The 23212-nt window shown below is 41.6% G+C and carries 25 protein-coding genes and 1 riboswitch; of the genes, 6 read left to right on the forward strand and 19 right to left on the reverse strand.

The annotated features are described in order from the left end of the window. Window positions 1–125 precede the first annotated feature (125 nt). Window positions 126–1292, reverse strand: a complete 1167-nt coding sequence (locus O3599_RS06710) for an IS30 family transposase (protein ID WP_371512347.1) — start codon at window positions 1290–1292, stop codon at window positions 126–128. A gap of 211 nt (window positions 1293–1503) precedes the next feature. Here O3599_RS06710 and efp point away from each other — a divergent pair, with 211 nt between their 5' ends. The 3 genes from efp to nusB are packed head-to-tail and all read left to right on the forward strand — an operon-like array spanning window position 1504 to window position 2893. Next, on the forward strand, window positions 1504–2064 hold the full coding sequence (gene efp, locus O3599_RS06715) for an elongation factor P (RefSeq protein WP_000568643.1): 561 nt from the start codon (window positions 1504–1506) through the stop codon (window positions 2062–2064). A 21-nt stretch (window positions 2065–2085) separates the two neighbouring features. Continuing rightward, window positions 2086–2475 (forward strand): Asp23/Gls24 family envelope stress response protein, encoded by a 390-nt coding sequence (locus O3599_RS06720; RefSeq protein WP_125422616.1) that lies wholly within the window; start codon window positions 2086–2088, stop codon window positions 2473–2475. Beyond that, window positions 2468–2893 carry a transcription antitermination factor NusB gene (gene nusB, locus O3599_RS06725; RefSeq protein ID WP_000203638.1) on the forward strand — a complete coding sequence of 142 codons (426 nt, stop codon included), beginning with the start codon at window positions 2468–2470 and terminating at the stop codon, window positions 2891–2893. Before O3599_RS06720 ends, nusB begins: the two co-directional genes overlap by 8 nt. Before the next feature lie 113 nt (window positions 2894–3006). On the opposite strand, the gene O3599_RS06730 is transcribed toward nusB, so the two are convergent. The 13 genes from O3599_RS06730 to O3599_RS06790 form a co-directional block, all read right to left on the reverse strand. Further along, window positions 3007–3774, reverse strand: coding sequence for an acetyl-CoA carboxylase carboxyl transferase subunit alpha (locus O3599_RS06730; RefSeq protein ID WP_261099828.1), 768 nt, complete (start codon window positions 3772–3774; stop codon window positions 3007–3009). Beyond that, window positions 3771–4637, reverse strand: coding sequence for an acetyl-CoA carboxylase, carboxyltransferase subunit beta (accD, locus tag O3599_RS06735; protein ID WP_371512350.1), 867 nt, complete (start codon window positions 4635–4637; stop codon window positions 3771–3773). The genes O3599_RS06730 and accD overlap by 4 nt, the downstream gene beginning before the upstream one ends. Before the next feature lie 36 nt (window positions 4638–4673). Then, window positions 4674–6041 (reverse strand): acetyl-CoA carboxylase biotin carboxylase subunit, encoded by a 1368-nt coding sequence (gene accC / locus O3599_RS06740; protein ID WP_084923684.1) that lies wholly within the window; start codon window positions 6039–6041, stop codon window positions 4674–4676. An 11-nt stretch (window positions 6042–6052) separates the two neighbouring features. Then, complete coding sequence (fabZ, locus tag O3599_RS06745; protein ID WP_000565515.1) at window positions 6053–6475, reverse strand: 3-hydroxyacyl-ACP dehydratase FabZ; 423 nt, start codon at window positions 6473–6475, stop codon at window positions 6053–6055. Beyond that, window positions 6472–6957, reverse strand: a complete 486-nt coding sequence (gene accB, locus O3599_RS06750; RefSeq protein WP_020901590.1) for an acetyl-CoA carboxylase biotin carboxyl carrier protein — start codon at window positions 6955–6957, stop codon at window positions 6472–6474. The genes fabZ and accB overlap by 4 nt, the downstream gene beginning before the upstream one ends. A 2-nt stretch (window positions 6958–6959) precedes the next feature. Beyond that, window positions 6960–8195 carry a beta-ketoacyl-ACP synthase II gene (fabF, locus tag O3599_RS06755; protein WP_000774075.1) on the reverse strand — a complete coding sequence of 412 codons (1236 nt, stop codon included), beginning with the start codon at window positions 8193–8195 and terminating at the stop codon, window positions 6960–6962. Window positions 8196–8216: 21 nt separating this feature from the next. Next, a complete protein-coding gene (gene fabG / locus O3599_RS06760) occupies window positions 8217–8948 on the reverse strand; it encodes a 3-oxoacyl-[acyl-carrier-protein] reductase (RefSeq protein WP_261099826.1) in 732 nt (243 codons plus the stop codon). Window positions 8949–8988: 40 nt separating this feature from the next. Then, entirely contained in the window at window positions 8989–9912 is a 924-nt protein-coding gene (gene fabD, locus O3599_RS06765; protein ID WP_070528825.1) for an ACP S-malonyltransferase, read from the reverse strand. Beyond that, window positions 9905–10879, reverse strand: coding sequence for an enoyl-[acyl-carrier-protein] reductase FabK (gene fabK / locus O3599_RS06770; protein ID WP_020901586.1), 975 nt, complete (start codon window positions 10877–10879; stop codon window positions 9905–9907). The genes fabD and fabK overlap by 8 nt, the downstream gene beginning before the upstream one ends. A gap of 116 nt (window positions 10880–10995) precedes the next feature. Beyond that, the gene (locus tag O3599_RS06775; protein ID WP_000257838.1) at window positions 10996–11220 is read right to left on the reverse strand and encodes an acyl carrier protein; all 225 of its coding nucleotides are present in this window, start codon (window positions 11218–11220) and stop codon (window positions 10996–10998) included. A gap of 59 nt (window positions 11221–11279) precedes the next feature. Next, on the reverse strand, window positions 11280–12254 hold the full coding sequence (locus tag O3599_RS06780; RefSeq protein WP_371512355.1) for a beta-ketoacyl-ACP synthase III: 975 nt from the start codon (window positions 12252–12254) through the stop codon (window positions 11280–11282). Continuing rightward, window positions 12254–12688, reverse strand: coding sequence for a MarR family winged helix-turn-helix transcriptional regulator (locus O3599_RS06785; RefSeq protein ID WP_000386356.1), 435 nt, complete (start codon window positions 12686–12688; stop codon window positions 12254–12256). Before O3599_RS06785 ends, O3599_RS06780 begins: the two co-directional genes overlap by 1 nt. A gap of 93 nt (window positions 12689–12781) precedes the next feature. After that, window positions 12782–13567, reverse strand: a complete 786-nt coding sequence (locus tag O3599_RS06790; RefSeq protein ID WP_371512357.1) for an enoyl-CoA hydratase — start codon at window positions 13565–13567, stop codon at window positions 12782–12784. A 209-nt stretch (window positions 13568–13776) separates the two neighbouring features. Here O3599_RS06790 and O3599_RS06795 point away from each other — a divergent pair, with 209 nt between their 5' ends. The 3 genes from O3599_RS06795 (at window position 13777) to serS (ending at window position 17003) form a co-directional block, all read left to right on the forward strand. Beyond that, the gene (locus O3599_RS06795; protein ID WP_371512359.1) at window positions 13777–15141 is read left to right on the forward strand and encodes an aspartate kinase; all 1365 of its coding nucleotides are present in this window, start codon (window positions 13777–13779) and stop codon (window positions 15139–15141) included. A 2-nt stretch (window positions 15142–15143) separates the two neighbouring features. Then, window positions 15144–15515 (forward strand): DUF956 family protein, encoded by a 372-nt coding sequence (locus O3599_RS06800; RefSeq protein WP_033689300.1) that lies wholly within the window; start codon window positions 15144–15146, stop codon window positions 15513–15515. Window positions 15516–15728: 213 nt separating this feature from the next. Further along, the gene (gene serS / locus O3599_RS06805) at window positions 15729–17003 is read left to right on the forward strand and encodes a serine--tRNA ligase (protein ID WP_000884220.1); all 1275 of its coding nucleotides are present in this window, start codon (window positions 15729–15731) and stop codon (window positions 17001–17003) included. 24 nt (window positions 17004–17027) lie between these two features. On the opposite strand, the gene O3599_RS06810 is transcribed toward serS, so the two are convergent. The 5 genes from O3599_RS06810 to O3599_RS06830 form a co-directional block, all read right to left on the reverse strand. Next, window positions 17028–17927 (reverse strand): TDT family transporter, encoded by a 900-nt coding sequence (locus tag O3599_RS06810; protein WP_084886595.1) that lies wholly within the window; start codon window positions 17925–17927, stop codon window positions 17028–17030. A 109-nt stretch (window positions 17928–18036) separates the two neighbouring features. Then, window positions 18037–18585 carry a carboxymuconolactone decarboxylase family protein gene (locus O3599_RS06815; RefSeq protein WP_000206768.1) on the reverse strand — a complete coding sequence of 183 codons (549 nt, stop codon included), beginning with the start codon at window positions 18583–18585 and terminating at the stop codon, window positions 18037–18039. 131 nt (window positions 18586–18716) lie between these two features. Beyond that, window positions 18717–20039 carry an alanine/glycine:cation symporter family protein gene (locus O3599_RS06820; protein ID WP_371512362.1) on the reverse strand — a complete coding sequence of 441 codons (1323 nt, stop codon included), beginning with the start codon at window positions 20037–20039 and terminating at the stop codon, window positions 18717–18719. 90 nt (window positions 20040–20129) lie between these two features. Then, window positions 20130–20218, reverse strand: a riboswitch (glycine riboswitch). 200 nt (window positions 20219–20418) lie between these two features. After that, complete coding sequence (locus O3599_RS06825) at window positions 20419–21978, reverse strand: DUF6287 domain-containing protein (protein WP_371512364.1); 1560 nt, start codon at window positions 21976–21978, stop codon at window positions 20419–20421. A 140-nt stretch (window positions 21979–22118) separates the two neighbouring features. Then, window positions 22119–23186: an endo-beta-N-acetylglucosaminidase gene (locus O3599_RS06830; protein WP_371512366.1), complete on the reverse strand. Its 1068-nt coding sequence runs from the start codon at window positions 23184–23186 to the stop codon at window positions 22119–22121. Between the last annotated feature and the right edge of the window lie 26 nt (window positions 23187–23212).

Consider the following 23212-nt stretch of genomic DNA (forward strand, 5'->3'; position numbering starts at 1 on the left):
TTTTTGTAGCCAAAATGAATAGAAAAAAGAGCGCACAAAATCCCCTCATCTGAAAGCGTTTCAGATTAAGTTCCGCTATGGTGGAAGTTAGTGTGAGACGTTTGAATGCGGTTAAAGGTTAGTTTTTAGAACTTATGTTGGAGTAATTTAGACGACTGACAGACGTCTTCTGCAGGTATTTTAGAAATACCTAGAAGTTTAGGAATCTCTTCTCCGTAAGTAAAGGCAAAGAGTTCATAGGCTGACTTTCCATTCAAAGCAGCACGTTTGACACTGTTGACATGCGAACAAACGAGATTGATGTCCTCTTGAGTTAAGTTGTCAAAAGAAGTTTCCTTAGGTAGAATGTCGCGAATCAGCGTGTGATTTTTCTCAATTCTCCCTTTCTGGTCAGAGCGATTAGGGTCACAAAAGAAGAGTTTACTCTCTCCTCGCACATCCATTTCGATGTCATCAACCCTGGCAAACTCTCCACCATTATCTGTCAGGATGACAGGGAAGAGTTGGAAGAAATCTTTGTCCGCTTGGTGAAGAGTGTTCTTGATGTCATAGAGGTGTTTGGTAACCTCAAGGGTAGTTTTATTATCCAGAAGTCTAGCGAAGATAAAGTTACAGAAAGACAGGTTGAAGGTGAGTAGGACTTTACCTCCCATCCTGCCCATAACGGTGTCCATTTCCAGCCAAGAGTTCAGTTGCTTAAGAGCCAAATAATTTTGGAAATCCTCATAGGAACGGCCTTTTTTAGCTTCTTTAGGGATGGAAGGTAGCTTACTTTTCCGTCTTTCTTTGAATTTAACGGCTCTGGCTAGGTCAATAGGAGCGATAGATAGGTATCCTTTTCGGATGTGTCGATAGACGGTTGAGGAACTGACATCAAGGTTATGAGTTTTGAGGATATGATAGATGTGTTGTCCCTTTTTAACACCATCAGAAATGACTTTGTCCATGTCCCAGAATGTCTTGGAATTGAGAGGAGTTCCTTCACGAGCTTCGATAAGAGTTTGTTCGTACTGTTTTTGAGCTTGCTTAGCGAGGTAGAAAATCTTCTTATAGCCACAATTTTGTCTTCTTTTAGGGCAGCCGTTACAGACAAAGGGAGCTTTGTCGAGTAGAGGGCAAGGAAGGTTATGGCATGTAGACTCTCGGACTTGTCTGTTTCGTTTGACTTCTTTGGAAACAGTAGTTGGGTCTTTTAGAATGGATTGTCCGATAGCTTTGAAGGTTTCACCGCGCTCTAAGCCTAATTGGATATCATTACGGTCTGAAAGGGTAAGGTGTTTATGTTTTGTCATAGTAGACCTCATTTCTAACTCAAACGTCTCACACTTAATTCCACCATAAAAATCCGTTTTAGACTAATTTCCACTTTGGTTGGGCAAGTGGAAGTTACTTTGAGAAATTAGCTTTTCTCCCCTACCAAATCCCATTAACTATTTTGGCTTTATTTCCAGAAGATTTTATGGTAAAATGAAGAGTAATAATATTTATTAAAGAGGTAAAAACATGATTGAAGCAAGCAAATTGAAAGCTGGTATGACATTTGAAACTGCAGACGGAAAATTGATCCGCGTTTTGGAAGCTAGCCACCACAAACCAGGTAAAGGAAACACAATCATGCGTATGAAATTACGTGATGTCCGTACTGGTTCTACTTTTGATACAAGCTACCGTCCAGAAGAAAAATTCGAACAAGCTATTATCGAGACTGTTCCAGCTCAATACTTGTACAAAATGGATGAAACTGCCTACTTCATGAACACTGAAACTTACGACCAATACGAAATCCCAGTCGTAAACGTTGAAAATGAATTGCTTTACATCCTTGAAAACTCTGATGTGAAAATCCAATTCTACGGAACTGAAGTAATCGGTGTAACTGTACCAACTACTGTTGAATTGACAGTTGCTGAAACACAACCATCTATCAAGGGTGCTACTGTTACAGGTTCTGGTAAACCAGCAACTATGGAAACTGGACTTGTTGTCAACGTTCCTGACTTCATCGAAGCTGGACAAAAATTGATCATCAACACTGCAGAAGGAACTTACGTTTCTCGTGCCTAATCTCTAGAAAGAGGTCATTCTATGGGAACTGAAGAACAATTTGGCGAAATCGTTATCGCTCCACGTGTACTTGAAAAAATCATTGCCATCGCAACTGCTAAAGTTGATGGTGTCCACTCATTTTCAAATAAATCCGTATCTGATACCCTATCAAAACTCTCTCTTGGTCGTGGCGTCTACTTAAAAGAAAGCAACGAAGAACTAACTGCTGACATCTACCTCTATCTTGAGTACGGTGTGAAGGTACCAAAAGTTGCTCTTGCTATTCAAAAAGCAGTCAAAGATGCTGTTCGTGATATGGCTGATGTGGAACTTTCTGCTGTCAACATCCATGTTGCAGGAATCGTTCCAGATAAAACACCAAAACCTGAGTTGAAAGATCTATTTAACGAGGACTTCCTCAATGACTAGTCCATTATTAGAATCTAGACGCGAACTTCGTAAATGCGCTTTTCAAGCTCTCATGAGCCTTGAATTCGGCACAGATATGGAAACAGCTTGTCACTTTGCCTACACGCATGACCGTGAAGATGCAGATGTGCAAATCCCTGCCTTTCTTCTGAACTTGGTTTCTGGCGTTCAAGCTCAAAAAGACGAGTTGGATAAACAAATCAACCAGCACCTCAAGTCAGGCTGGACAGTTGAACGCTTGACTTTGGTCGAAAAAAACTTACTACGCTTAGGTATCTTTGAAATCACATCATTTGATACACCTCAGCTGGTAGCAGTCAATGAAGCTATTGAACTTGCTAAGAATTTTTCAGATCAAAAATCAGCCCGTTTTATCAATGGACTGCTTAGTCAATTTGTAACTGAAGAAAATGAATAATCGAAAAGGTGTTTGGTCTTCCAAGCACCTTTTACTTCGTCCTTGATACAGAGTAAGAAACACATAAAAACTAGAACTGACTGCCAGTTCTAGTTTTTATGTATTCTGAGGTATTAGTATTTTCTAAATCGTTGGTAACGCTCTTCCAACAACGCTTCTAACGGTTTTTGTAAAAGTATAGCTAGCTCAGTTTGAAGTTCTTTCTTGACACTCTTAATCAGTTCTTTACTAGAAAGTCCTGCTTCAGAAATCACCTTGTCCACCACGTCCATTTCTAACAGTTCATGCGAAGTGATTTTCATCAGTTCTGCCGCTTCCATGGCACGACTGCCATCTTTCCATAGAATGGAAGCAAAACCTTCTGGACTGAGAATGGCATAGATAGAATTTTCCAGCATCCAAACACGGTCTGCGACTGCTAGAGCCAGAGCCCCACCAGAACCACCTTCACCGATAATGATAGCAATAATAGGAACTTTCAAATCACTCATTTCCATGAGATTGCGAGCAATAGCTTCTCCCTGTCCGCGTTCTTCTGCTCCGACACCAGGATAGGCACCTGCTGTGTTGATAAAGGTCACTACTGGACGGCCAAACTTTTCAGCCTGTTTCATCAACCGTAGGGCCTTGCGGTAACCTTCTGGATGCGGTTGACCAAAATTCCGTTTAAGGTTATCTTGTAAACTCTTGCCTTTTTGGATACCAACCACTGTTACAGCTTGCTCTCCAAGCCAGCCAATACCACCAACAACTGCACCATCGTCACGAAAAGAACGGTCACCGTGTAATTGGATAAAGTCATCAAAAATGCCTGCAGCAAAGTCCAAGGTTGTCAAGCGACTCTGCTCACGCGCTTCTCTGACTATTTTTGCAATATTCATCTAGGACCCCCTCCATGCAATCTGACTAGGCTTGCAATCGTATCTGGCAAATCTCTTCTTTTAACGATAGCATCCACAAAGCCATGCTCAAGTAGAAATTCTGCCTTTTGGAAATCCTCAGGCAAGCTTTCACGAACCGTGTTTTCAATCACACGACGCCCTGCAAAACCAACCAAACTCTGTGGTTCAGCCAAAATGATATCGCCTTCCATAGCGAAAGAAGCTGTCACACCACCTGTCGTTGGATCAGTCAAAATGGTAAGGTAAAAGAGGCCTGCATTTGAATGGCGTTTAACCGCTGCAGAGATCTTGGCCATCTGCATGAGACTCATGATTCCTTCCTGCATACGGGCCCCACCAGAGGCTGTGAAGAGAATAACTGGTAATTGTTCAACCGTCGCATACTCAAACAAACGAGTGATTTTTTCCCCTACAACCGTACCCATAGAAGCCATGATAAAGTTGGAATCCATAATCCCAAGAGCCACAGTCTGACCTTTTATAAGAGCTGTTCCTGTCACAACGGCTTCATCCAGACCTGTTTTTTCACGCATAGTTGCTAGTTTCTTTTGATAACCAGGGAAATGCAAGGGATCCTTGCTCTCAATCCCTGTAAACAATTCCTTGAAGGTTCCCATATCAATCGTCAAAGCCAAGCGTTCTTGGGCAGAAATACGAAAGGTATAGCTACAATGTGGACAGATGCGCTCACTTCCCAGATCCTTCTGATAGATGGTATGCTTACAACCTGGACACTGAGAGAATAATTCATCTGGAACCTCTGGCTTGGCTTGAGGTTTTTCCCTAACCGAACGATTGGGATTGATTCGAATATACTTATCTTTTTTACTAAATAGAGTCATTGATTCCCCTTTTCGGTTTAAACTCTTGAAGTCATTTTATTCTTTTTCTTGATATTTGGGTAAAAAGGTTTCCATCAAGAAGGAAGTATCGTAATCTCCAGCAATGACATTGCGATCTGAAATAAGGTCAAGCTGGAAATCTGCATTGGTCTGCACCCCTTCAATCTCTAATTCATAGAGGGCACGTTGCATTTTCATCAAGGCGTCAAAACGATTTTCGCCGTGTACGATGATTTTGGCAATCATACTATCATAATAAGGTGGAATGGTATAGCCTGGATAAACTGCTGAATCCACGCGCAAGCCAACTCCACCACTTGGCAGATAGAGATTGGTAATCTTACCTGGACTAGGAGCAAAGTTGAAGGCTGGATTTTCTGCATTGATCCGACACTCGATAGCATGCCCACGTAGAACAATATCTTCTTGCTTAACAGACAGAGGCTGACCTGCCGCAATGCGAATCTGTTCCTTAACGATATCCACACCTGAAACAAACTCTGTTACTGGATGCTCTACCTGAACACGTGTATTCATTTCCATGAAATAGAAATTGCCACTTGCTTCATCAAGCAGAAACTCAATGGTCCCTGCATTCTCATAGCCAACAGACTCTGCAGCTCGAACAGCAGCAGAACCAATTTCATTGCGTAGCGTTTTGCCGATTGCAATTGAAGGACTTTCTTCTAAAACCTTTTGGTTATTCCGTTGAAGAGAACAATCCCGTTCCCCCAAGTGAATCACATGTCCATGCTCATCTCCTAGAATTTGAACCTCAATGTGACGAGCTGGATAGATAACCCGTTCTATGTACATGGCACCATTGCCATAATTTGCCTTGGCTTCGCTAGAGGCCGTTTCAAAGGCTGATACGAGGTCTTCTGGTTTTTCAACCTTACGAATCCCTTTACCACCACCACCTGCTGAAGCCTTGAGCATAACAGGATAGCCAATTTTTTCAGCAACAATCAAAGCTTCTTCAGAGTTATGGACTTCTCCATCTGAACCTGGAATGACAGGCACACCTGCTTTTATCATCTGAGCACGCGCATTGATTTTGTCTCCCATCATATCCATGACATGACCAGATGGGCCGATAAACTTAATCCCCACCTCTTCACACATGGTTGCAAATTTGGAATTTTCACTGAGAAAGCCAAAACCGGGGTGAATGGCTTCTGCCTCAGTCAAGACTGCAGCTGATAGAACCGCATTGATATTGAGATAAGACTCAGTTGATTTACCAGGACCGATACAAACCGCTTCATCTGCCAAAAGCGTATGAAGGGCTTCCTTATCAGCAGTTGAATAAACAGCCACCGTCGCGATCCCCAGTTCACGCGCCGCACGGATAATACGAACCGCAATTTCACCACGATTGGCAATTAAAATTTTTCGAAACATGGAGAACCTCCTTAGTTCCCAATTGCAAAGGTTAGAGTACCACTAGCTGCAAGCTTGCCATCCACTTCAGCCTTTGCTTCAACCACAGCAATGGTGCCACGACGTTTTACAAAAGTCGCTGTCATAACCAATTGGTCGCCTGGTACAACTTGCTTCTTAAACTTAACCTTGTCCATACCAGCGTAAAAGACCAGTTTCCCTTTATTTTCAGGTTTAGACAACTCCAAGACACCCGCTGTTTGCGCCAAGGCTTCCATGATCAGAACACCTGGCATAACAGGGTATTGAGGGAAATGACCATTAAAGAAGGGCTCATTGATGGTCACATTTTTGATGGCAACAATGGTATCCTCGCTCACTTCCAACACACGGTCTACTAGTAGCATAGGATAACGGTGGGGAAGGGCTTCTTTGATTCCTTGAATATCGATCATTTGATACGTACCAATCCTTTACCAAACTCAACCATTTCTTCGTTAGAAACGAGAATTTCCGTTACCACACCATCCTTAGGTGCTGGAATTTCATTCATGACTTTCATGGCTTCGATAATGACCAATGTTTGACCTTTTTTAACACTATCACCAACTGTTACAAAGGCAGGTTTATCTGGGCCAGCAGCCAAGTAAGCCACTCCAACAAGTGGGCTCTCTACAAGATCTCCCTCAGCAACTACACTTGCTTCAGCTGGAGCCGAAGTTTCTTCCACTACAGTTTCTACTGGAGCAGATGTAGGAGCTACTGGACTTGGTGTTGCTAGAATGGGCGCCGGAGCGACTTGAGCTGCAACTTCAGACACCAGTCTCGCTTCATTCTTGCTAAACTGCAACTCATCCGTCCCATTTTTATAAGAAAATTCTCTCAAACTTGACTGGTCAAATTGGGCCATCAAGTCTTTAATATCGTTTAAATTCATACTTATTTATTCTCCCAACGTTTGAAAGCAAGAACTGCATTGTGGCCACCAAAACCAAAAGTATTTGAAATAGCGTATGGAATTTCTTGCTCCAAGCCTTGTCCATAAACGACATTGGCTTCGATATAATCTGATACTTCACTTGTTCCAGCTGTCATTGGTACAAAGTTATGACGCATAGCCTCGATTGTTACGATAGCTTCTACCGCGCCTGCAGCCCCCAGCAAATGTCCTGTGAAAGACTTGGTTGATGATACAGGCACTTCCTTACCAAGAACAGCCACAATCGCACCACTTTCTCCTTTTTCATTAGCAGGAGTTGACGTTCCGTGAGCATTGACATAGGCTACTTGCTCTGGAGAAATCTCAGCTTCTTCCAAGGCTAGTTTAATGGCCTTGATAGCTCCCTGACCTTCTGGATGTGGTGAAGTCATGTGGTAAGCATCACAAGTATTTCCGTAACCAACTACTTCAGCCAGGATAGTAGCCCCACGTTTTTCAGCGTGTTCAAGGCTTTCAAGAACCAACATCCCAGAACCTTCACCCATGACAAAACCATTACGGTCCTTATCAAATGGAATGGAAGCACGAGTTGGGTCCTCTGTAGTTGAGAGAGCAGTTAGGGCTTGGAAACCAGCAATAGCAAAAGGTGTGATAGAGGCTTCTGAACCACCTACCAACATAACGTCTTGGAAACCAAATTTAATTGAGCGGAAGGCATCCCCAATCGCGTCATTTGATGAAGCGCAGGCAGTATTGATAGATTTACAAACACCGTTTGCTCCAAAACGCATAGCAACATTTCCTGAAGCCATATTTGGCAAGGCTTTCGGAAGGGTCAATGGTTTCACACGTTTTGGCCCTTTGTCATTTAGGCGAAGCACTTGATCTTCAATTTCCTTGATTCCACCAATACCAGAGGCCACAATAACACCAAAACGATCTTTATCAAGAGTCTCTACATCGAGATTAGCGTGATTGACAGCCTCTTGGGCTGCGTACAAGGCATACAAAGAATAGTTATCGAAACGATTGGTATCTTTCTTAACAAAGTATTTATCAAAAGGAAAATCTTGGATTTCTGCTGCATTATGCACATCAAAGTCACTATGATCAAATTTCGTAATTTGACCAATTCCGATTTTTCCAGTTGTCAAACTATTCCAAAATTCTTCTGGTGTATTTCCGATTGGAGATGTTACTCCATAACCTGTTACTACTACGCGATTTAGTTTCATCTTTTTTACCTCTAGCTTCTGCTACATACTTAAGCCACCATCAATGGCAACCACTTGACCAGTTAGATAATCTTGGCCTGCTAAAAATACTGTTAAATCTGCAACCTGCTCTGCCTGCCCAAATTCTTTCATAGGAATTTGTGCCAGCATAGCATCTTTTACCTTGTCTGATAGAACAGCTGTCATATCGGACTCAATCATTCCAGGTGCAATAGCATTAACTCTGATATTGCGATTGGCCACTTCACGCGCCACAGACTTGGTAAAACCAATCAAACCAGCCTTAGAAGCTGCATAGTTAGCTTGACCGATATTTCCCATCAAACCAACAACACTAGACATATTAATGATAGCACCTTCTCTGGCTTTCATCATCGGTTTTAAGACTGATTGTGTCATGTTAAAGGCACCAGTCAAGTTAACCTTGAGTACTTTTTCAAAATCCGCTTCTGTCATCTTGAGCATAAGGGTATCTTGGGTAATCCCTGCATTGTTGACCAAAACATCTACTGAACCCAGCTCAGCAATAGCTTGATCAACCATACGCTTAGCGTCTGCAAAATCGGACACGTCTCCTGATATAGGAACCACCTTGACACCATAGTTTGAAAACTCTGCTAGCAAGTCCTCTGAGATTGTCCCACGACTGTTTAAGACAATATTGGCTCCTGTTTGAGCAAACTTATGGGCAATGGCAAGACCAATTCCACGACTCGAACCTGTAATAAAGATATTTTTATTTTTTAGTTGCATTCTTTTCTCCTGTTTTCTCTTGTATTTATGGGAGAAGGGATTACTTGTTTTCTAGCAAAGTTTCCAAACTAGCCTGATCTTCAACATTGGCTAGTTTAGCTGTCTTATCAATTTTTTTGACAAAGCCTGACAAGACTTTCCCCGGTCCAATCTCGATAAAGTTAGTTACGCCTGCTTCTTGCATAACTGCAATACTTTCATAGAAACGAACTGGCTCTTTGACCTGACGCGTCAAGAGTTGAGCAATGTCTTCTTTTTGCATAACTGCAGCTTCTGTATTGCCAACTAGAGGACAAGTAAAATCTGAAAAACTTACCTGAGCTAGAGTTTCAGCTAGTTTCTGGCTAGCAGGCTCAAGGAGAGCGGTATGAAAAGGTCCTGAAACCTTAAGAGGAATCAAGCGTTTAGCTCCTGCTTCCTGCAAGAGTTCGACAGCTCGATCAACTGCTACCACTTCTCCACCAATCACGATTTGTGCAGGTGTATTATAGTTGGCTGGGGTAACTACTCCAAGTTCAGAAGCTTTTCGACAGACTTCTTCAATAACCTCTACTGGCGTATTGAGAACTGCTACCATCTTGCCAGAACCAGCAGGGGCCGCTTCTTCCATATAGGCGCCACGCTTAGCAACCAAGGCAACAGCTTCTTCAAAATCCAAGGCACCGCTAGCCACCAAGGCAGAGTATTCTCCAAGGGACAAACCAGCAAGCATATCAGGCTGATAGCCCATTTCTTGTAATAAACGGTAAATAGCAACTGAAGTTGCTAAAATAGCTGGTTGCGTATAGCGGGTCTGATTGAGTTTTTCTTCTTCCCTATCAATAAGATGACGCAAATCATAACCGAGTACCTGACTTGCTTGATCAATCGTTTCTTTGACAATAGGGTAGTGATCATAGAGATCCCGTCCCATACCTAGATACTGGGCACCTTGACCAGCAAATAAAAAGGCTGTTTTAGTCATTTCTTACAACTCCTGCCCAACGAGAGGCTTCTTCTTGAATTTTCTTAGCTGCTCCGTAATACAAATCTTTTAGGATTTCTTCAACGGTTTCTTCTTTGGAAACAAGCCCTGCAATTTGACCTGCCATGACAGAGCCTCCATCCACATCTCCGTGAACAACCGCTTTGGCTAGTGCACCTGCTCCCATTTGTTCAAAAATTTCCAAATCTGGATTTTCTTGTTTAAAAGCATCTTTTTCAGCTTGTTCAAAATCACGAGTCAACTGATTTTTAATCGCACGAACAGCATGTCCAAAGTGTTGAGCTGAAATCGTAGTATCAATATCTCTAGCTTTTAAAATTTTCGCCTTATAATTTGGATGGGCATTAGACTCTTTTGCAACGACAAAGCGAGTTCCAACCTGAACAGCTTCTGCACCTAGCATAAAGCCAGCCGCAGCACCTTCACCATCCGCAATCCCTCCTGCAGCAATAACAGGAATAGATACAGCAGCAGCAACCTGGCGCACCAAGGTCATGGTTGTTAATTTACCGATATGCCCCCCAGCTTCCATTCCTTCTGCAATAACAGCGTCCGCACCGATTTTTTCCATGCGTTTAGCTAGGGCAACACTCGGTACAACAGGAATAACCGTAATACCAGCTTCATGGAAGCGTTCCATGTATTTGCTTGGATTTCCTGCGCCTGTTGTAACTACCTTAACCTCTTCCTCGATAACGAGGTCTACAATATCTTCCACAAAGGGAGACAAGAGCATGATGTTGACACCAAAGGGTTTATCAGTCAATGATTTGATTTTATCAATATTTGCCTTGACAACTTCTTTAGGAGCATTCCCCCCACCGATAATCCCTAGTCCTCCAGCCTTGGAAACAGCTCCTGCCAAATCACCATCAGCAACCCAGGCCATTCCTCCTTGGAAAATAGGATAATCAATGTTCAATAATTCTGTAATACGTGTTTTCATAGTGCCTCCATCGTTTCTTGCTTACGTAATAGTTCGATACCGTCATAATTTGACAATCAAACTATTGCCTAAACAAGAGGGAGCGGGTTTCCCTACTCCTTCTATTTGTATTCTGCTTATTTTGTTTGCTCTTCAACGTAGGCAACCAAGTCACCAACTGTTTTCAAGTCATCTTCTGCTTCGATTTGGATATCAAAAGCATCTTCGATTTCTGAGATTACTTGGAACAAGTCCAATGAATCTGCGTCTAAATCATCAAAAGTTGATTCAAGTGTTACTTCTGATGCGTCTTTTCCAAGTTCTTCAACGATAATTTCTTGTACTTTTTCAAATACTGCCATGATAGGACTCCTTTAAAATAAATAGTTTTTTTATAACAATGTGTTCACCACATGATTACCTAAATTGTAAGAATGAGCGTGCCCCATGTCAAGCCTCCACCGAAGCCTGATAGTAGAACAGTCTGGCTACCATCTAAACGGATGAGGCCTTGTTCTACACACTCTGAAAGTAAAATCGGGATACTGGCTGCACTGGTATTGCCATATTCCATCATATTGGCTGGAAGTTTATCTCGGTTAACACCAATTTTTTTAGCCATTTTATCCAAGATACGGTCATTAGCCTGATGAAGTAGCAGATAATCCAAGTCTGTTGCCTCTACAGGAGATTCTTCAATAGTCTGCTTGATAGACTTGGCTACATCCCGAATAGCAAAATCAAAGACTGCGCGCCCATCCATCTTCAAAAATGAATCTGCACTTTCTTGATCTGAAAACGGAGAATGCAAGTCTGAATGTCCATAAGTTAGACACTCGCTACGACTCCCATCACTATTGAGACTCTCTGCCAAGAAACGCTCTTGCTCGCTAGCTTCTAACAAGACACCACCAGCACCATCTCCAAACAAAACAGCTGTTGATCGATCTGACCAATCGACTGCTTTAGAGAGGGTTTCACTACCAATCACCAAGCCTTTTTGAAAGCGACCAGAAGCGATAAACTTTTCAGCAGTTGAAAGAGCAAATACAAATCCACTGCAAGCTGCTGTTAGGTCAAAAACAAAGGCCTTATTAGCACCAATATTAGCTTGAACACGAGCAGCTGTAGAGGGCATCATCGAATCTGGAGTAATGGTAGCTAGGATGATAAAATCCAACTCCTCTCCTGTGATTCCAGCTTTTGCCATCAGTTTCTTGGCAACTTCTGTAGCCAAATCACTAGTAGATTCTGTTCTTGAAATATGCCTTTGTCGTATTCCCGTCCGACTTGAAATCCACTCATCATTGGTATCCATAATCTGAGCCAAATCATGATTTGTAACCACTTGCTCTGGCACATAATGAGCAACCTGGCTTATTTTTGCAAAAGCCATTATCTCAAATCCTCCAAAAATTGATAAAGATTGGTCAAACCTTTGCTCATAACCTCCATCTCTTGCTTACTCATACCATCAATGATTTTTTCAACCATAGCCTTGTGGAAGCGTTTATGTAGTCTATGAACCAAGCGACCTTTCTTTGTCAAATGCAGATGCACTACACGTCGATCATGTTCTGAACGAATGCGTTCAATGTAACCCTTGCGTTCGAGATTATTCAAACTAGTCGTAACTGTCCCAAGAGTAACCATCAACTCTTTTGACACTTGACTTGGTGTCACATCTGGAACTTTTCCAATCACATCAATCGTATGCATTTCTTTGATGGAGATATCCTTGAAACGACTACCCCTCAAGCTAACTTCCTCAATAACGAGGACATTGTTAAATATAGACGTTAAATATTCATTAATTCGTTGGTAGTCCAATCTTTCCTTCCCTCCTTTTCAAAAAAACTTTTAGAATCAAAACATTTGACAAGAGAATTATATCAAAGTTCAAAGAATGGTGCAAGTATTTTTTTATTTTCCTGTAAATTTAGGTCTTCTTCTTTCCGAATGAGCCCGAACTCCCTCTTTGAAATCCTCTGTTTTCGCTAGTGACCCCTGAAGGTTCAGTTCTAAAGTAGCATAATCTTGCCAATCTTTGAATTGGCTCTCCCAAACCAACTTCTTAATGGCAGCATAGGAATTACTTGAGCTACGTCTTAATTTTTTAAGAAGCTGTTCTCTCGTCTTTTCAAGTTTATCAGCTTCACAGACACGGTAAACCAGGCCCCACTCTAGAGCTTTTTCTGCGTTCAAAGCCTCACCTGTCATAGCTAATTGAGCAGCACGCGTCACACCAATACTTCGACTCAAGAGATGAATTCCTCCTGCATCCGGAGCCAAGCCAACTCCAACAAAAGCTTGGATAAATTTAGCCTTATCCGTTGCCAGACAGAAATCTGCAGCAACAGCCATATTCGCTGCGGCACCTGCAACAGCCCCATCAACCTCCATCAAGACAGGTTTAGCAATTTGTTTGATTTTATAAGAAATAATATTGACCAATTCTGCGATTTTTGTCAATGATGGAATATCATCCTCATCTACTGCTCGCTTCATCTCTACTAAATCTCCACCAACAGAGAAGACTTTGCCATTCGCGTTGATTAAGACAAAATGCACAGCCGGATCCTCTTCTGCCAAAGTCAGAGCTTCTAAAATCTCCTCGCACATAGGGATATGAAAACCATTTGCGACCTCAGGACGGTTCAAGGTAAGGATTGCCAAATCCTCTTCAAGCTGATAAATAATGTGTTCCATCAGGGCTCCTTTTTATTTTATAAGCTATTTAAATTATTTTATTTTCAAAGTATATCTTTTTTAAAATCAGAAAGCAAGAAAAAATCAACTAAAAGTGTCTCAGCCGATTAGAAAGGCTCGCTTTATACTAGAAAGCATCTTATTTTCTTCATTGAAAAAAGGCTTTCTTTCTGCTATAATCGTATAAAATACTTACTTTAGGAGTTCTTATGAAAGTTGTTAAATTTGGAGGTAGCTCTCTTGCCTCTGCTAGTCAATTAGAAAAGGTTTTAAACATCGTCAAAAGCGATTCAGAGCGTCGTTTTGTCGTTGTTTCTGCGCCTGGTAAACGCAATGCTGAAGATACTAAGGTTACGGATGCCTTGATTAAATACTATCGCGACTATGTTGCTGGTAACGATATTAGCAAGAGCCAAAGCTGGATTATCGACCGCTATGCTGCTATGGTTAGTGAATTGGAACTAAAACCAGCTGTGCTAGAAAAAATTTCAAAAAGTATTCGCGCCTTAGCTACTCTTCCTATCGAAGAAAACGAATTTCTCTACGATACTTTCCTAGCAGCCGGTGAAAATAACAATGCTAAATTGATCGCTGCCTACTTTAATCAAAACGGGATCGATGCACGCTATGTTCACCCTAGAGAAGCTGGTATTGTGGTCACAAGTGAACCTGGTCACGCTCGCATCATTCCATCAAGTTATGACAAGATTGAAGAATTGACAAATACAAATGAAGTTCTTGTCATTCCTGGTTTCTTTGGAGTTACCAAGGAAAATCAAATCTGTACCTTCTCACGTGGAGGATCAGACATTACAGGTTCTATCATTGCTGCCGGTGTTAAGGCAGACCTCTATGAAAACTTTACGGATGTTGATGGTATCTTTGCGGCTCACCCAGGAATCATTCACCAACCACACTCTATCCCAGAGTTGACCTACCGTGAAATGCGTGAGTTGGCCTATGCAGGCTTCTCAGTCCTTCATGACGAAGCCCTTCTTCCCGCCTACCGTGGAAAAATTCCTCTGGTTATCAAGAATACCAACAATCCTGATCATCCAGGTACTCGTATCGTTCTAAAACACAGTAGTGATGAATTTCCAGTAGTAGGAATTGCTGGTGACTCTGGCTTTGTCAGCATCAACATGTCTAAATACCTCATGAACCGTGAGGTTGGATTTGGACGCAAGGTTCTTCAAATCCTTGAAGATCTTAACATCGGTTGGGAACATATGCCAACAGGTATCGACGATCTTTCAATCATTCTCCGTTCTCGCGAACTAACTCCTATCAAGGAAGAAGAAATCCTTCGTCAGTTGGTTCAAAAGGCTGAAGTAGACCATGCAGAAATCGAGCACGACCTTTCAATCATTATGATTGTTGGAGAAAAGATGAAGAGCCATATCGGAGTAACTGCTACTGCGACACGTGCTCTATCTGAAAATAAGATCAACATCCAGATGATGTCTCAAGGTTCTAGTGAAGTGTCTATCATGTTTGTTGTCCATAAGGATCAAGAGAAAGCAGCTATTAAAGCCCTCTACAATGCCTTTTTCGGTGAAAGTAAGGAAAACTAAGCATGGCTCAATCACTTAACAAAACAGTGCTCCTCAATACGACAGGCACCTCCTACCTCTCTATAGCTGGGAAAGTTGGGAAATTCCTTGTCGGAGATCAGGCTCTGGAATTTTACCCCGACGTCAATGTTGAACAATTTATCCAGATTCCTTGGAGCCATATCAACCAAATTGGGGCCAATGTCACTGGTCGCAAAATCAGTCGCCACTTCGAAGTCTTTACAGACAGAGGAAAATTCCTCTTTGCTTCAAAAGACTCAGGTGCCATTCTCAAAATTGCTCGTGAAAAACTGGGCAATGACAAGGTCGTGAAACTTCCGACTCTACTCCAGACCATTGGTCAAAAATTTAAAAATCTATTTGCAAAAAAGTAGAAACTTTAGTATAATCATACCAACGGATAAGTAGGTTATCTTCTTCTTTCAGAAAGTCTGCGGATGCTGCGAGCAGATAGGAGAGATAGGTGAAATTCTACCGTTAGTAACAATTACATACACAATCAAGTGCACACCTGTGAAGTTGGATGGAACCGTGGCCCTGCCACTCCAACGCTTTGTCAGGTGTGCTTTTTTCATAAAGGAGTTCTTATGTTAGATATCAAACGTATTCGTACAGACTTTGATGCTGTCGCAGAAAAATTGGCTACACGTGGTGTAGATGCTGCTATCTTGAATGAGATGAAAGAAATCGATGCTAAACGTCGTGACATCTTGGTCAAGGTTGAAACTTTAAAAGCAGAACGTAACACAGTTTCTGCTGAGATTGCCCAAGCTAAGCGCAACAAGGAAAATGCAGATGACAAGATTGCTGCCATGCAAACTCTATCTGCTGAAGTCAAAGCCTTGGATGCTGAATTGGCAGAAATCGATGCTAAATTGACAGAATTTACCACTACTCTTCCAAATATTCCAGCTGATAGCGTTCCTGTTGGGGTTGACGAAGATGACAATGTGGAAGTTCGCCGTTGGGGTACTCCACGCGAGTTTGATTTCGAACCTAAAGCTCACTGGGATCTGGGTGAAGACCTTGGCATCCTTGACTGGGAACGTGGTGGTAAGGTAACAGGAGCTCGCTTCCTCTTCTATAAAGGTCTCGGCGCTCGTTTGGAACGTGCTATTTACAACTTTATGTTGGATGAACATGGAAAAGAAGGCTACACTGAAGTCATCACACCTTACATGGTTAACCACGATTCTATGTTTGGTACTGGTCAATATCCAAAATTCAAGGAAGATACTTTTGAATTGAGCGACAGCAATTATGTCCTCATTCCTACAGCTGAAGTTCCTCTAACAAACTACTACCGTGATGAAATCCTTGATGGTAAAGACCTGCCAATCTACTTCACTGCTATGAGTCCTTCATTCCGTTCTGAGGCTGGTTCTGCTGGTCGTGATACTCGTGGCTTGATTCGTTTGCACCAATTCCACAAGGTTGAAATGGTTAAATTTGCCAAACCAGAAGAATCTTACGAAGAATTGGAAAAAATGACAGCCAATGCTGAAAACATTCTTCAAAAACTTAACCTTCCATACCGTGTCGTTGCTCTCTCTACTGGAGATATGGGCTTCTCAGCTGCGAAGACTTACGACTTGGAAGTTTGGATTCCAGCACAAAATACCTACCGTGAAATTTCAAGCTGTTCAAACACAGAAGATTTCCAAGCCCGTCGTGCCCAAATCCGTTACCGTGATGAAGCAGATGGCAAGGTGAAATTGCTCCATACCTTGAACGGTTCTGGACTTGCAGTTGGACGTACAGTGGCTGCTATTCTTGAAAACTACCAAAATGAAGATGGTTCTGTGACCATCCCAGAAGCACTTCGTCCATACATGGGTGGAGCTGAAGTTATCAAACCATAAAAAATAAGGTTTAGCTATTTCTAGCTAGACCTTTTTTCGTAACCAATTCAGATAAGCGCCTAACACAAAGACTAAAATAATTAAGCAAATAGCGGTTTCAGCCAGTACTAAATAATCCAAAAATGGAAGTTTCAAGATTCCCTGAGCCATCTTGAGCGAGGTAGCTGTGATAATGGTCGGGAAGGTGAGGGCTGAGAAGGCTGGTTGAAAGCCTTGTTTTAAAATATTGGGCAGGCGAGTCAAAACAAAGAAAAAGAAAGTTTGAGAAGCCAAAATCATGGCAATCAAGAGCCAAGTCGGTAGGCTGGCTCCTCCAACTCGAACTAGGGAAGCCAAAAGTAGAGAGAAGGGAGCACAATAGATTCCTTCTTGTCCAAGCATGGCTAGTGGGAGTGGATGTTTCTTTAAATCGCTATAAATAAGCGGATAGAGATAGAAGGTTAGGAGAAAACCAAAACTCAAGGTCGCATAGGCAATTTCGATGATACCGACAAGAGGATAGGTCAAAGCTGCCACTGCTATCCCTACATAGAGAACCGTCCAGCTTGGAGTCGCACTGACTCTCTTTCCTGGACAGGCAAACTTGATGGTGAAACCAGCAATCAAGGCCACATCCAAGAGAAATGAAAACCACCAGAGCCCTTGCGCGACTAAAGGAAGATGAGGAAACAAGCGAAAGACATAAGTTGATAAAATCATCCCAGCCATGGGAAAGGTGGCCATCCCTGACAAGAGAGGGGGTTTGGTCAACTCTTGCTTGGTTTCTTTCCAATTAAAGAGATGAAAAATCAGAAAGTAAATCCACAAAACCAAACCTGTCAGACTAAAAAGATGTGACAGAACCGGCAACGTATCTAAAATAAGATTTCCAGCTCCTGCTAAACCTAGCAAACATCCAGAAAATACCAAGGGGAGTTTTTTCATCCTAACCTCCAATAATCATGTTAGTTTCAGTATAGCATAAAAGCGCTTAAATGAGGACTTAAAAAAACGAAGTCCGATGATTTCAGACTTCATTTTACTCAGATATGAATTAAGCATAAGGTTGCAATTCTGGATTAATTGGTGTATTGGCTAGGTTGTTGGCATAGTTACAGAGGCTTGCTAGGCTGACACCAAGAACCACATCCAAGGCATTTTGTTGGGTGTAGCCAGCTTCTAAAAACTCAGCCAAGGCTTCATCTCCTACACGACCCTTGGTATTGATTACCGCCAAGGTAAACTTAGCTAGGGTGTCCAATTTAGGATCTGTTTCAATTGGAGTACGATTGCGAAGGGCTTGCAGAAGATCATCATTCATCTGGATTTGTTTGATGGAAAAGGCTGTGTGACCTGCGACGCAGAAGGCACAACCATTGGTCACAGCTGCAGTGATCTGCACCACTTCACGCTCAACAGGCGTCAAGCTGTTGCGACGATTGATGGCTCCGACAGTACGATAAGCCTCTAAAGCAGTCGGTGCATTAGCCAAGAGACCGATTAGATTGGGAATATAGCCATTATTATCTTTTTCTACTGTTTCAAGAACTTCTTTCACTTCTGCTGGTGCTGATTCTACTGTATGGATGGTAAATGTTGTCATCATAAAACCTCTTTTCATGTTGTTGAAATCTAGTCTATCACAGATTCTATACCTTGCATAATATATATTTTAAATTGCACTGATAGAAATTTTTTATGAAAGCAAAAAATCACACGAGCTGTGTGATTTCATTATTTATTAAAATACTTTTTAGTTTCAGCAATAACGACTGGCGATAAAACTAAGAGGGCAATCAAGTTAGGCAGAGCCATCAAGGCATTGACAATATCTGCGATAATCCAAACCATATCCAACTCGATAAATCCTCCTAGCAAGACCATGAGCACAAAGACCACACGGTAGAGCCAGATAAAGCGAACCCCAAAGAGGAACTCGAAACAGCGTTCTCCATAGTAGTTCCAACCAAGAATCGTTGTAAAGGCAAAGAGCACAAGGAAGATTGTTAAGAGGGCAGGTCCAAAGTGTGAAAAGACTGTTGAGAAGGCTGACTGAGTCAAGGCAACTCCATTCAAATCACCACTCCAAACACCAGTTACCAAGATGGTTAAACCAGTCAAGGTACAGATAATGAGGGTGTCAATAAAGGTTCCTGTCATGGAAATCAATCCTTGCTCTACTGGTTCGTTTGTCTTAGCTGCAGCTGCTGCAATGGGAGCAGAACCTAGACCAGATTCGTTCGAGAAAACACCTCGCGCTACACCATTTTGAATAGCCATTCGAATGCTAGCACCGGCAAATCCACCGACCGCAGCAACAGGACTAAATGCTGATGTCAAGATTAAAGCGATTGTAGCAGGAATTTTTCCAATATTAAAGAAAATAACTGTAAGAGTTCCCAAAATATAGATGATGGCCATAAAAGGAACAACAGTAGTTGAAACCTTTGAAATGGACTTGAGTCCACCAAAGACTGCAATTGCTACAAATACAGACAACACAAGAGCTGTGATAGCTGGCGAAATAGTCGTTGTATTTTGGATAGATTCTGTAATCGAGTTAACTTGAGTGAAGGTCCCGATTCCCAATAAAGCTACTAACACACCTGCCAGGGCAAAGAAGATGGCAAGGGGACGCCACTTTTCTCCCATCCCTAGAAGAATATAGTGCATGGGACCTCCCGCCACTGCACCATGGTCGTCCTTGGTACGGTATTTGATAGCTAGTAGGCCTTCCGCATACTTGGTAGCCATCCCAAAGAAAGCCGCCATCCACATCCAAAAGAGGGCTCCTGGGCCACCGACCTTGATAGCCGTCGCCACCCCGATAATATTTCCCGTACCAACTGTCGCTGCTAGGGCTGTACACAAGGCCGCAAAGCTGGATACATCGCCATGCCCCTTATCCTTGGTAAAAATAAGTTGAAAGGCCTTGGGCAGACGCAAAACCTGCAAGAGTCCTAGACAGGCAGTTAGGTAAATCCCTGTCCCGACCAATAAAATCAAGAGGGGTGGGCCCCAAGCAAAAGCATCGATTGATTTAAGCAATTCTAACATTTCCTTCTCCTATCTTTTCAACCCCAAAAGAAAGAGCACATGCAAGATACATGTACTCTGGAATGCTTAGATAAATGCCAAAAAGCGGTCTATCCTAGCTCTGTCCTTTTACCTGAGAGTTTGAGCAGTTGCCTGCCTTGCCCCTTCGGTGCCTTTACGGTCTCTCCAGAGTTCCGTCCATTTACAGTCATGGAAAATCAAACGATTCGCCACTTCTATTAAACTTCATTCGGTGTTGGTATTTAATTGATTCTTATTTTACAAAAAATGTTGGCTTTTGTCAATGTGTTTTGGGAAATTCTTATTTGACTCTGCAGAAGAAAGATTGGGCATTCCCATGTGCGTGAAGTGCTATTAATTAAATGAATATGTTTCACTCTTATTCTACACGATATAAGAATTGTTCTGGTTTATTATGTACTGGAAATGAAGCACGATAGATGATTCTATCTTTACTAATATCCGAAGCGTCTGATATTATTCCATCCATAGATGTCTCGTCAGGTATTCTAACACCTGCTGGTATGAATTGAATAAAGACTCCAAAAGCTGGACCTGAATAGCGAGCTCGTAGAAAATCATTGACTATTTCTGATTCTGCAAGGTCAACTGTAAACTGTTCTGGAGCCACTAGCCCATCCTTACTAAAAACTAAATCTTCTCCACCATTACCTTTACTCCATTTTCCCTCAATACTAGAGAAATCTCCATTTTTTATGGCGTTAATATTCATTTTCCCAGAAGTATTTTGATTTGATGAAGAGGCTGTTGCAGCAAATTTTTCTGTTACAGATTTCCAAGTCAGACTAGATAGATTCATTCGAGCACCAGGACTGACTTCATCCTCTGTCTTAGCTTCTTTAACCTTCTCTAGTTTGTCCCCACTACTATTCAATTTCCAAATGGTATGAATGGTCTGTGGATCTCCTGCGAACGGATTCCACTGGGTATAGAGATTACCATTTTCTAATAGATAGGCCTTGAAACGTGTTCCAAGCATCTGCATTTTATTTTCAGCATTGGTGAGGCGAATAACTTTCTGATCTTTGAGTGTAAAAATATCTAAAATCTCACTACCATTTTTCGAAGAGACAATCAATTCATCAATACCATTTTTATCCATATCAACCATTGTATAGGTAAAGGCTTGACTGCGTTCTGCCATCCCTGCATAGATATTAGCGGTTAGATTGATAGTATCCTTAACTTCTGATTTATGGTCTAGAAGAAATTCATAATCCTTCAAAATGCTATTATAAGGACTATAATCTACGATTGGTTTAGTTTTCTCTGTCCCCTTGTCTGCACTGCTCCCGCTAGGAAGTTTATCTGAAACTGATTTCCAGCTTAAAGTCTCCAGAGAAATGGGAGAACCGACCCCAAGATCCGCTAGTTCTTGAGCTTCCTTAGCCTTTACCAAAGACTGCCCATCTTCACTAAATTGGTAGTGAGCATAGATGTGACTCGTTGCTGTACCAGCCCCACGATAGAGCAGAGAATTATCTGGCAAGATACCGACTGTCATTCTTTCACCAATCTGGTCTAAACGATTTTCTTGATTGGTCAAACGAATCACCTTTTCGTCTTTCAGCGTACGGATATCAAGCAAACTCTTTTCGCCACTCTTCATTTCAAGAGCAAGCAAGAGTTCATCCACTCCGTCATTATTCAAATCTGTCTTGTGGTAAACCACATCTGTATAAAAGCCTTGAGAAGACTTTACTTGACTAGCCAGAGGATTGACATCCATACCTGTCGCTAAGGTGCCTTTCGCTACTTTTTCATAGTCATCCAAAACTTTATTATAGTAACTGTAATCTATCTCTGGACTTGCTACTTCCTCGGATACTGGTTCAATAGTTTTGTTCCAAGGTAGATACTGACACCCTCCTAGAACTAGTGTCAGTGAAAGTGTTGTAGCTAATAATAACTTTTTCATATTACTCCCTTATCTAAGAGAAAGGAACCAGCCTATGCCAATTCCTTTCGCTATTTTTAGTGTATCAAAATGTTACCTATTCGCAAATTGTTTTCTATTTCTATTTATTTGTTATAAGCCATTTCTCACAAACTATCATTCTAGCGAACCCACTTACCTGAGCCATCTACTTGGTAGCCATCTGGGGTACGTTCGTTAACCGCCATCTTACCATTTGACTTGAGATAGTAGTCGCCTACCCATGTGTTTCGAGCATAGCTTCCTTCTGATGTTAGATAATAGTAAGATTGGTAGCTACTATCATAGATCCACTCACTCTTAGCCATTTTACCATCTGATTTGAGGTAGTAGCTTCCAGCCCAAGCATTACGCGCATAGCTACCCTCTGCTGTCAAGTAATAGTATGATTGATAGTTATTGTCATAAATCCACTCGCTCTTAGCCATGTAGCCACCTGACTTGAGGTAGTAACTTCCAGCCCAAGCATTTTGAACAAAGTTACCTGAAGCATTTAGGTAGAAGTAAGAATTGTACTGGACATCAAAAATCCATTGATTAACTACTTTCACACCTGCTTTGTAGTAAGATGAACCTGACCAGCCAGTCTGACCTGAGTTAGAGTTAGAGTTAGTAGATTGTTTTGGAGTTTCAGTAGTTGTTGGTGTTGTAGATGATTGTGTTGAAGATACTAGACCAGCAAATTTACCGTCTTTAATACTAAAAATAGGAGATTCTCCTTTGTATTGATGACGAAGCTTAGTTTGAGGATCAATATAAAATTCACTTACATAGGCTTCATATTTGTATTCACCATCAGGAATCGAATCATATAAATAAGAGTCGTTGCTACTTTTTGTTAAATCGTAGGATCTTAAACTAACTTGTGCTCCAGTATTATCATCTACAACCTCTTTTGTTTTAGCGTTAATAAGTTTCGTTCTTACAAAAATATAATCTTGCTTACTATTCCAATTATTAACAAAATTAGGATTAACACTATCAGTTGAAAAAGTGACCGAAACGCCACGATTGTTATCATAACCAACCAAACTTAGATTGACCTTGTGATCAACATTACCAACTGCAACGATGTCATCAGCATGCACTGTCTGCGCTGAAAAAGGTAGAACTCCTGCTGTATCAATTGTTGACAATACTCCGACTGTTGAAAGTGCCAAAGCACATACTAATAATTTCTTTTTGTTCATGTTTTTAATTTCCTTTATTTTTAATC

This window comes from Streptococcus sp. 27098_8_103 (genome assembly GCF_041432345.1).
In the GTDB taxonomy this organism is placed as follows: Bacteria; Bacillota; Bacilli; order Lactobacillales; family Streptococcaceae; genus Streptococcus; species Streptococcus mitis_BV.

What these genes read in the sequence shown, in the direction of transcription:
- fabD (WP_070528825.1), bottom strand. Translation starts at nt 9,912, where the DNA reads ATGACTAAAACAGCCTTTTTATTTGCTGGTCAAGGTGCCCAGTATCTA.
- fabG (WP_261099826.1), bottom strand. Translation starts at nt 8,948, where the DNA reads ATGCAACTAAAAAATAAAAATATCTTTATTACAGGTTCGAGTCGTGGA.
- O3599_RS06775 (WP_000257838.1), bottom strand. Translation starts at nt 11,220, where the DNA reads ATGGCAGTATTTGAAAAAGTACAAGAAATTATCGTTGAAGAACTTGGA.
- fabK (WP_020901586.1), bottom strand. Translation starts at nt 10,879, where the DNA reads ATGAAAACACGTATTACAGAATTATTGAACATTGATTATCCTATTTTC.
- O3599_RS06800 (WP_033689300.1), top strand. Translation starts at nt 15,144, where the DNA reads ATGGCTCAATCACTTAACAAAACAGTGCTCCTCAATACGACAGGCACC.
- O3599_RS06820 (WP_371512362.1), bottom strand. Translation starts at nt 20,039, where the DNA reads ATGTTAGAATTGCTTAAATCAATCGATGCTTTTGCTTGGGGCCCACCC.
- efp (WP_000568643.1), top strand. Translation starts at nt 1,504, where the DNA reads ATGATTGAAGCAAGCAAATTGAAAGCTGGTATGACATTTGAAACTGCA.
- O3599_RS06825 (WP_371512364.1), bottom strand. Translation starts at nt 21,978, where the DNA reads ATGAAAAAGTTATTATTAGCTACAACACTTTCACTGACACTAGTTCTA.
- fabZ (WP_000565515.1), bottom strand. Translation starts at nt 6,475, where the DNA reads ATGATCGATATTCAAGGAATCAAAGAAGCCCTTCCCCACCGTTATCCT.
- accC (WP_084923684.1), bottom strand. Translation starts at nt 6,041, where the DNA reads ATGTTTCGAAAAATTTTAATTGCCAATCGTGGTGAAATTGCGGTTCGT.
- O3599_RS06830 (WP_371512366.1), bottom strand. Translation starts at nt 23,186, where the DNA reads ATGAACAAAAAGAAATTATTAGTATGTGCTTTGGCACTTTCAACAGTC.
- accB (WP_020901590.1), bottom strand. Translation starts at nt 6,957, where the DNA reads ATGAATTTAAACGATATTAAAGACTTGATGGCCCAATTTGACCAGTCA.
- fabF (WP_000774075.1), bottom strand. Translation starts at nt 8,195, where the DNA reads ATGAAACTAAATCGCGTAGTAGTAACAGGTTATGGAGTAACATCTCCA.
- O3599_RS06780 (WP_371512355.1), bottom strand. Translation starts at nt 12,254, where the DNA reads ATGGCTTTTGCAAAAATAAGCCAGGTTGCTCATTATGTGCCAGAGCAA.
- serS (WP_000884220.1), top strand. Translation starts at nt 15,729, where the DNA reads ATGTTAGATATCAAACGTATTCGTACAGACTTTGATGCTGTCGCAGAA.
- O3599_RS06795 (WP_371512359.1), top strand. Translation starts at nt 13,777, where the DNA reads ATGAAAGTTGTTAAATTTGGAGGTAGCTCTCTTGCCTCTGCTAGTCAA.
- nusB (WP_000203638.1), top strand. Translation starts at nt 2,468, where the DNA reads ATGACTAGTCCATTATTAGAATCTAGACGCGAACTTCGTAAATGCGCT.
- O3599_RS06790 (WP_371512357.1), bottom strand. Translation starts at nt 13,567, where the DNA reads ATGGAACACATTATTTATCAGCTTGAAGAGGATTTGGCAATCCTTACC.
- O3599_RS06810 (WP_084886595.1), bottom strand. Translation starts at nt 17,927, where the DNA reads ATGAAAAAACTCCCCTTGGTATTTTCTGGATGTTTGCTAGGTTTAGCA.
- accD (WP_371512350.1), bottom strand. Translation starts at nt 4,637, where the DNA reads ATGACTCTATTTAGTAAAAAAGATAAGTATATTCGAATCAATCCCAAT.
- O3599_RS06815 (WP_000206768.1), bottom strand. Translation starts at nt 18,585, where the DNA reads ATGACAACATTTACCATCCATACAGTAGAATCAGCACCAGCAGAAGTG.
- O3599_RS06720 (WP_125422616.1), top strand. Translation starts at nt 2,086, where the DNA reads ATGGGAACTGAAGAACAATTTGGCGAAATCGTTATCGCTCCACGTGTA.
- O3599_RS06710 (WP_371512347.1), bottom strand. Translation starts at nt 1,292, where the DNA reads ATGACAAAACATAAACACCTTACCCTTTCAGACCGTAATGATATCCAA.
- O3599_RS06730 (WP_261099828.1), bottom strand. Translation starts at nt 3,774, where the DNA reads ATGAATATTGCAAAAATAGTCAGAGAAGCGCGTGAGCAGAGTCGCTTG.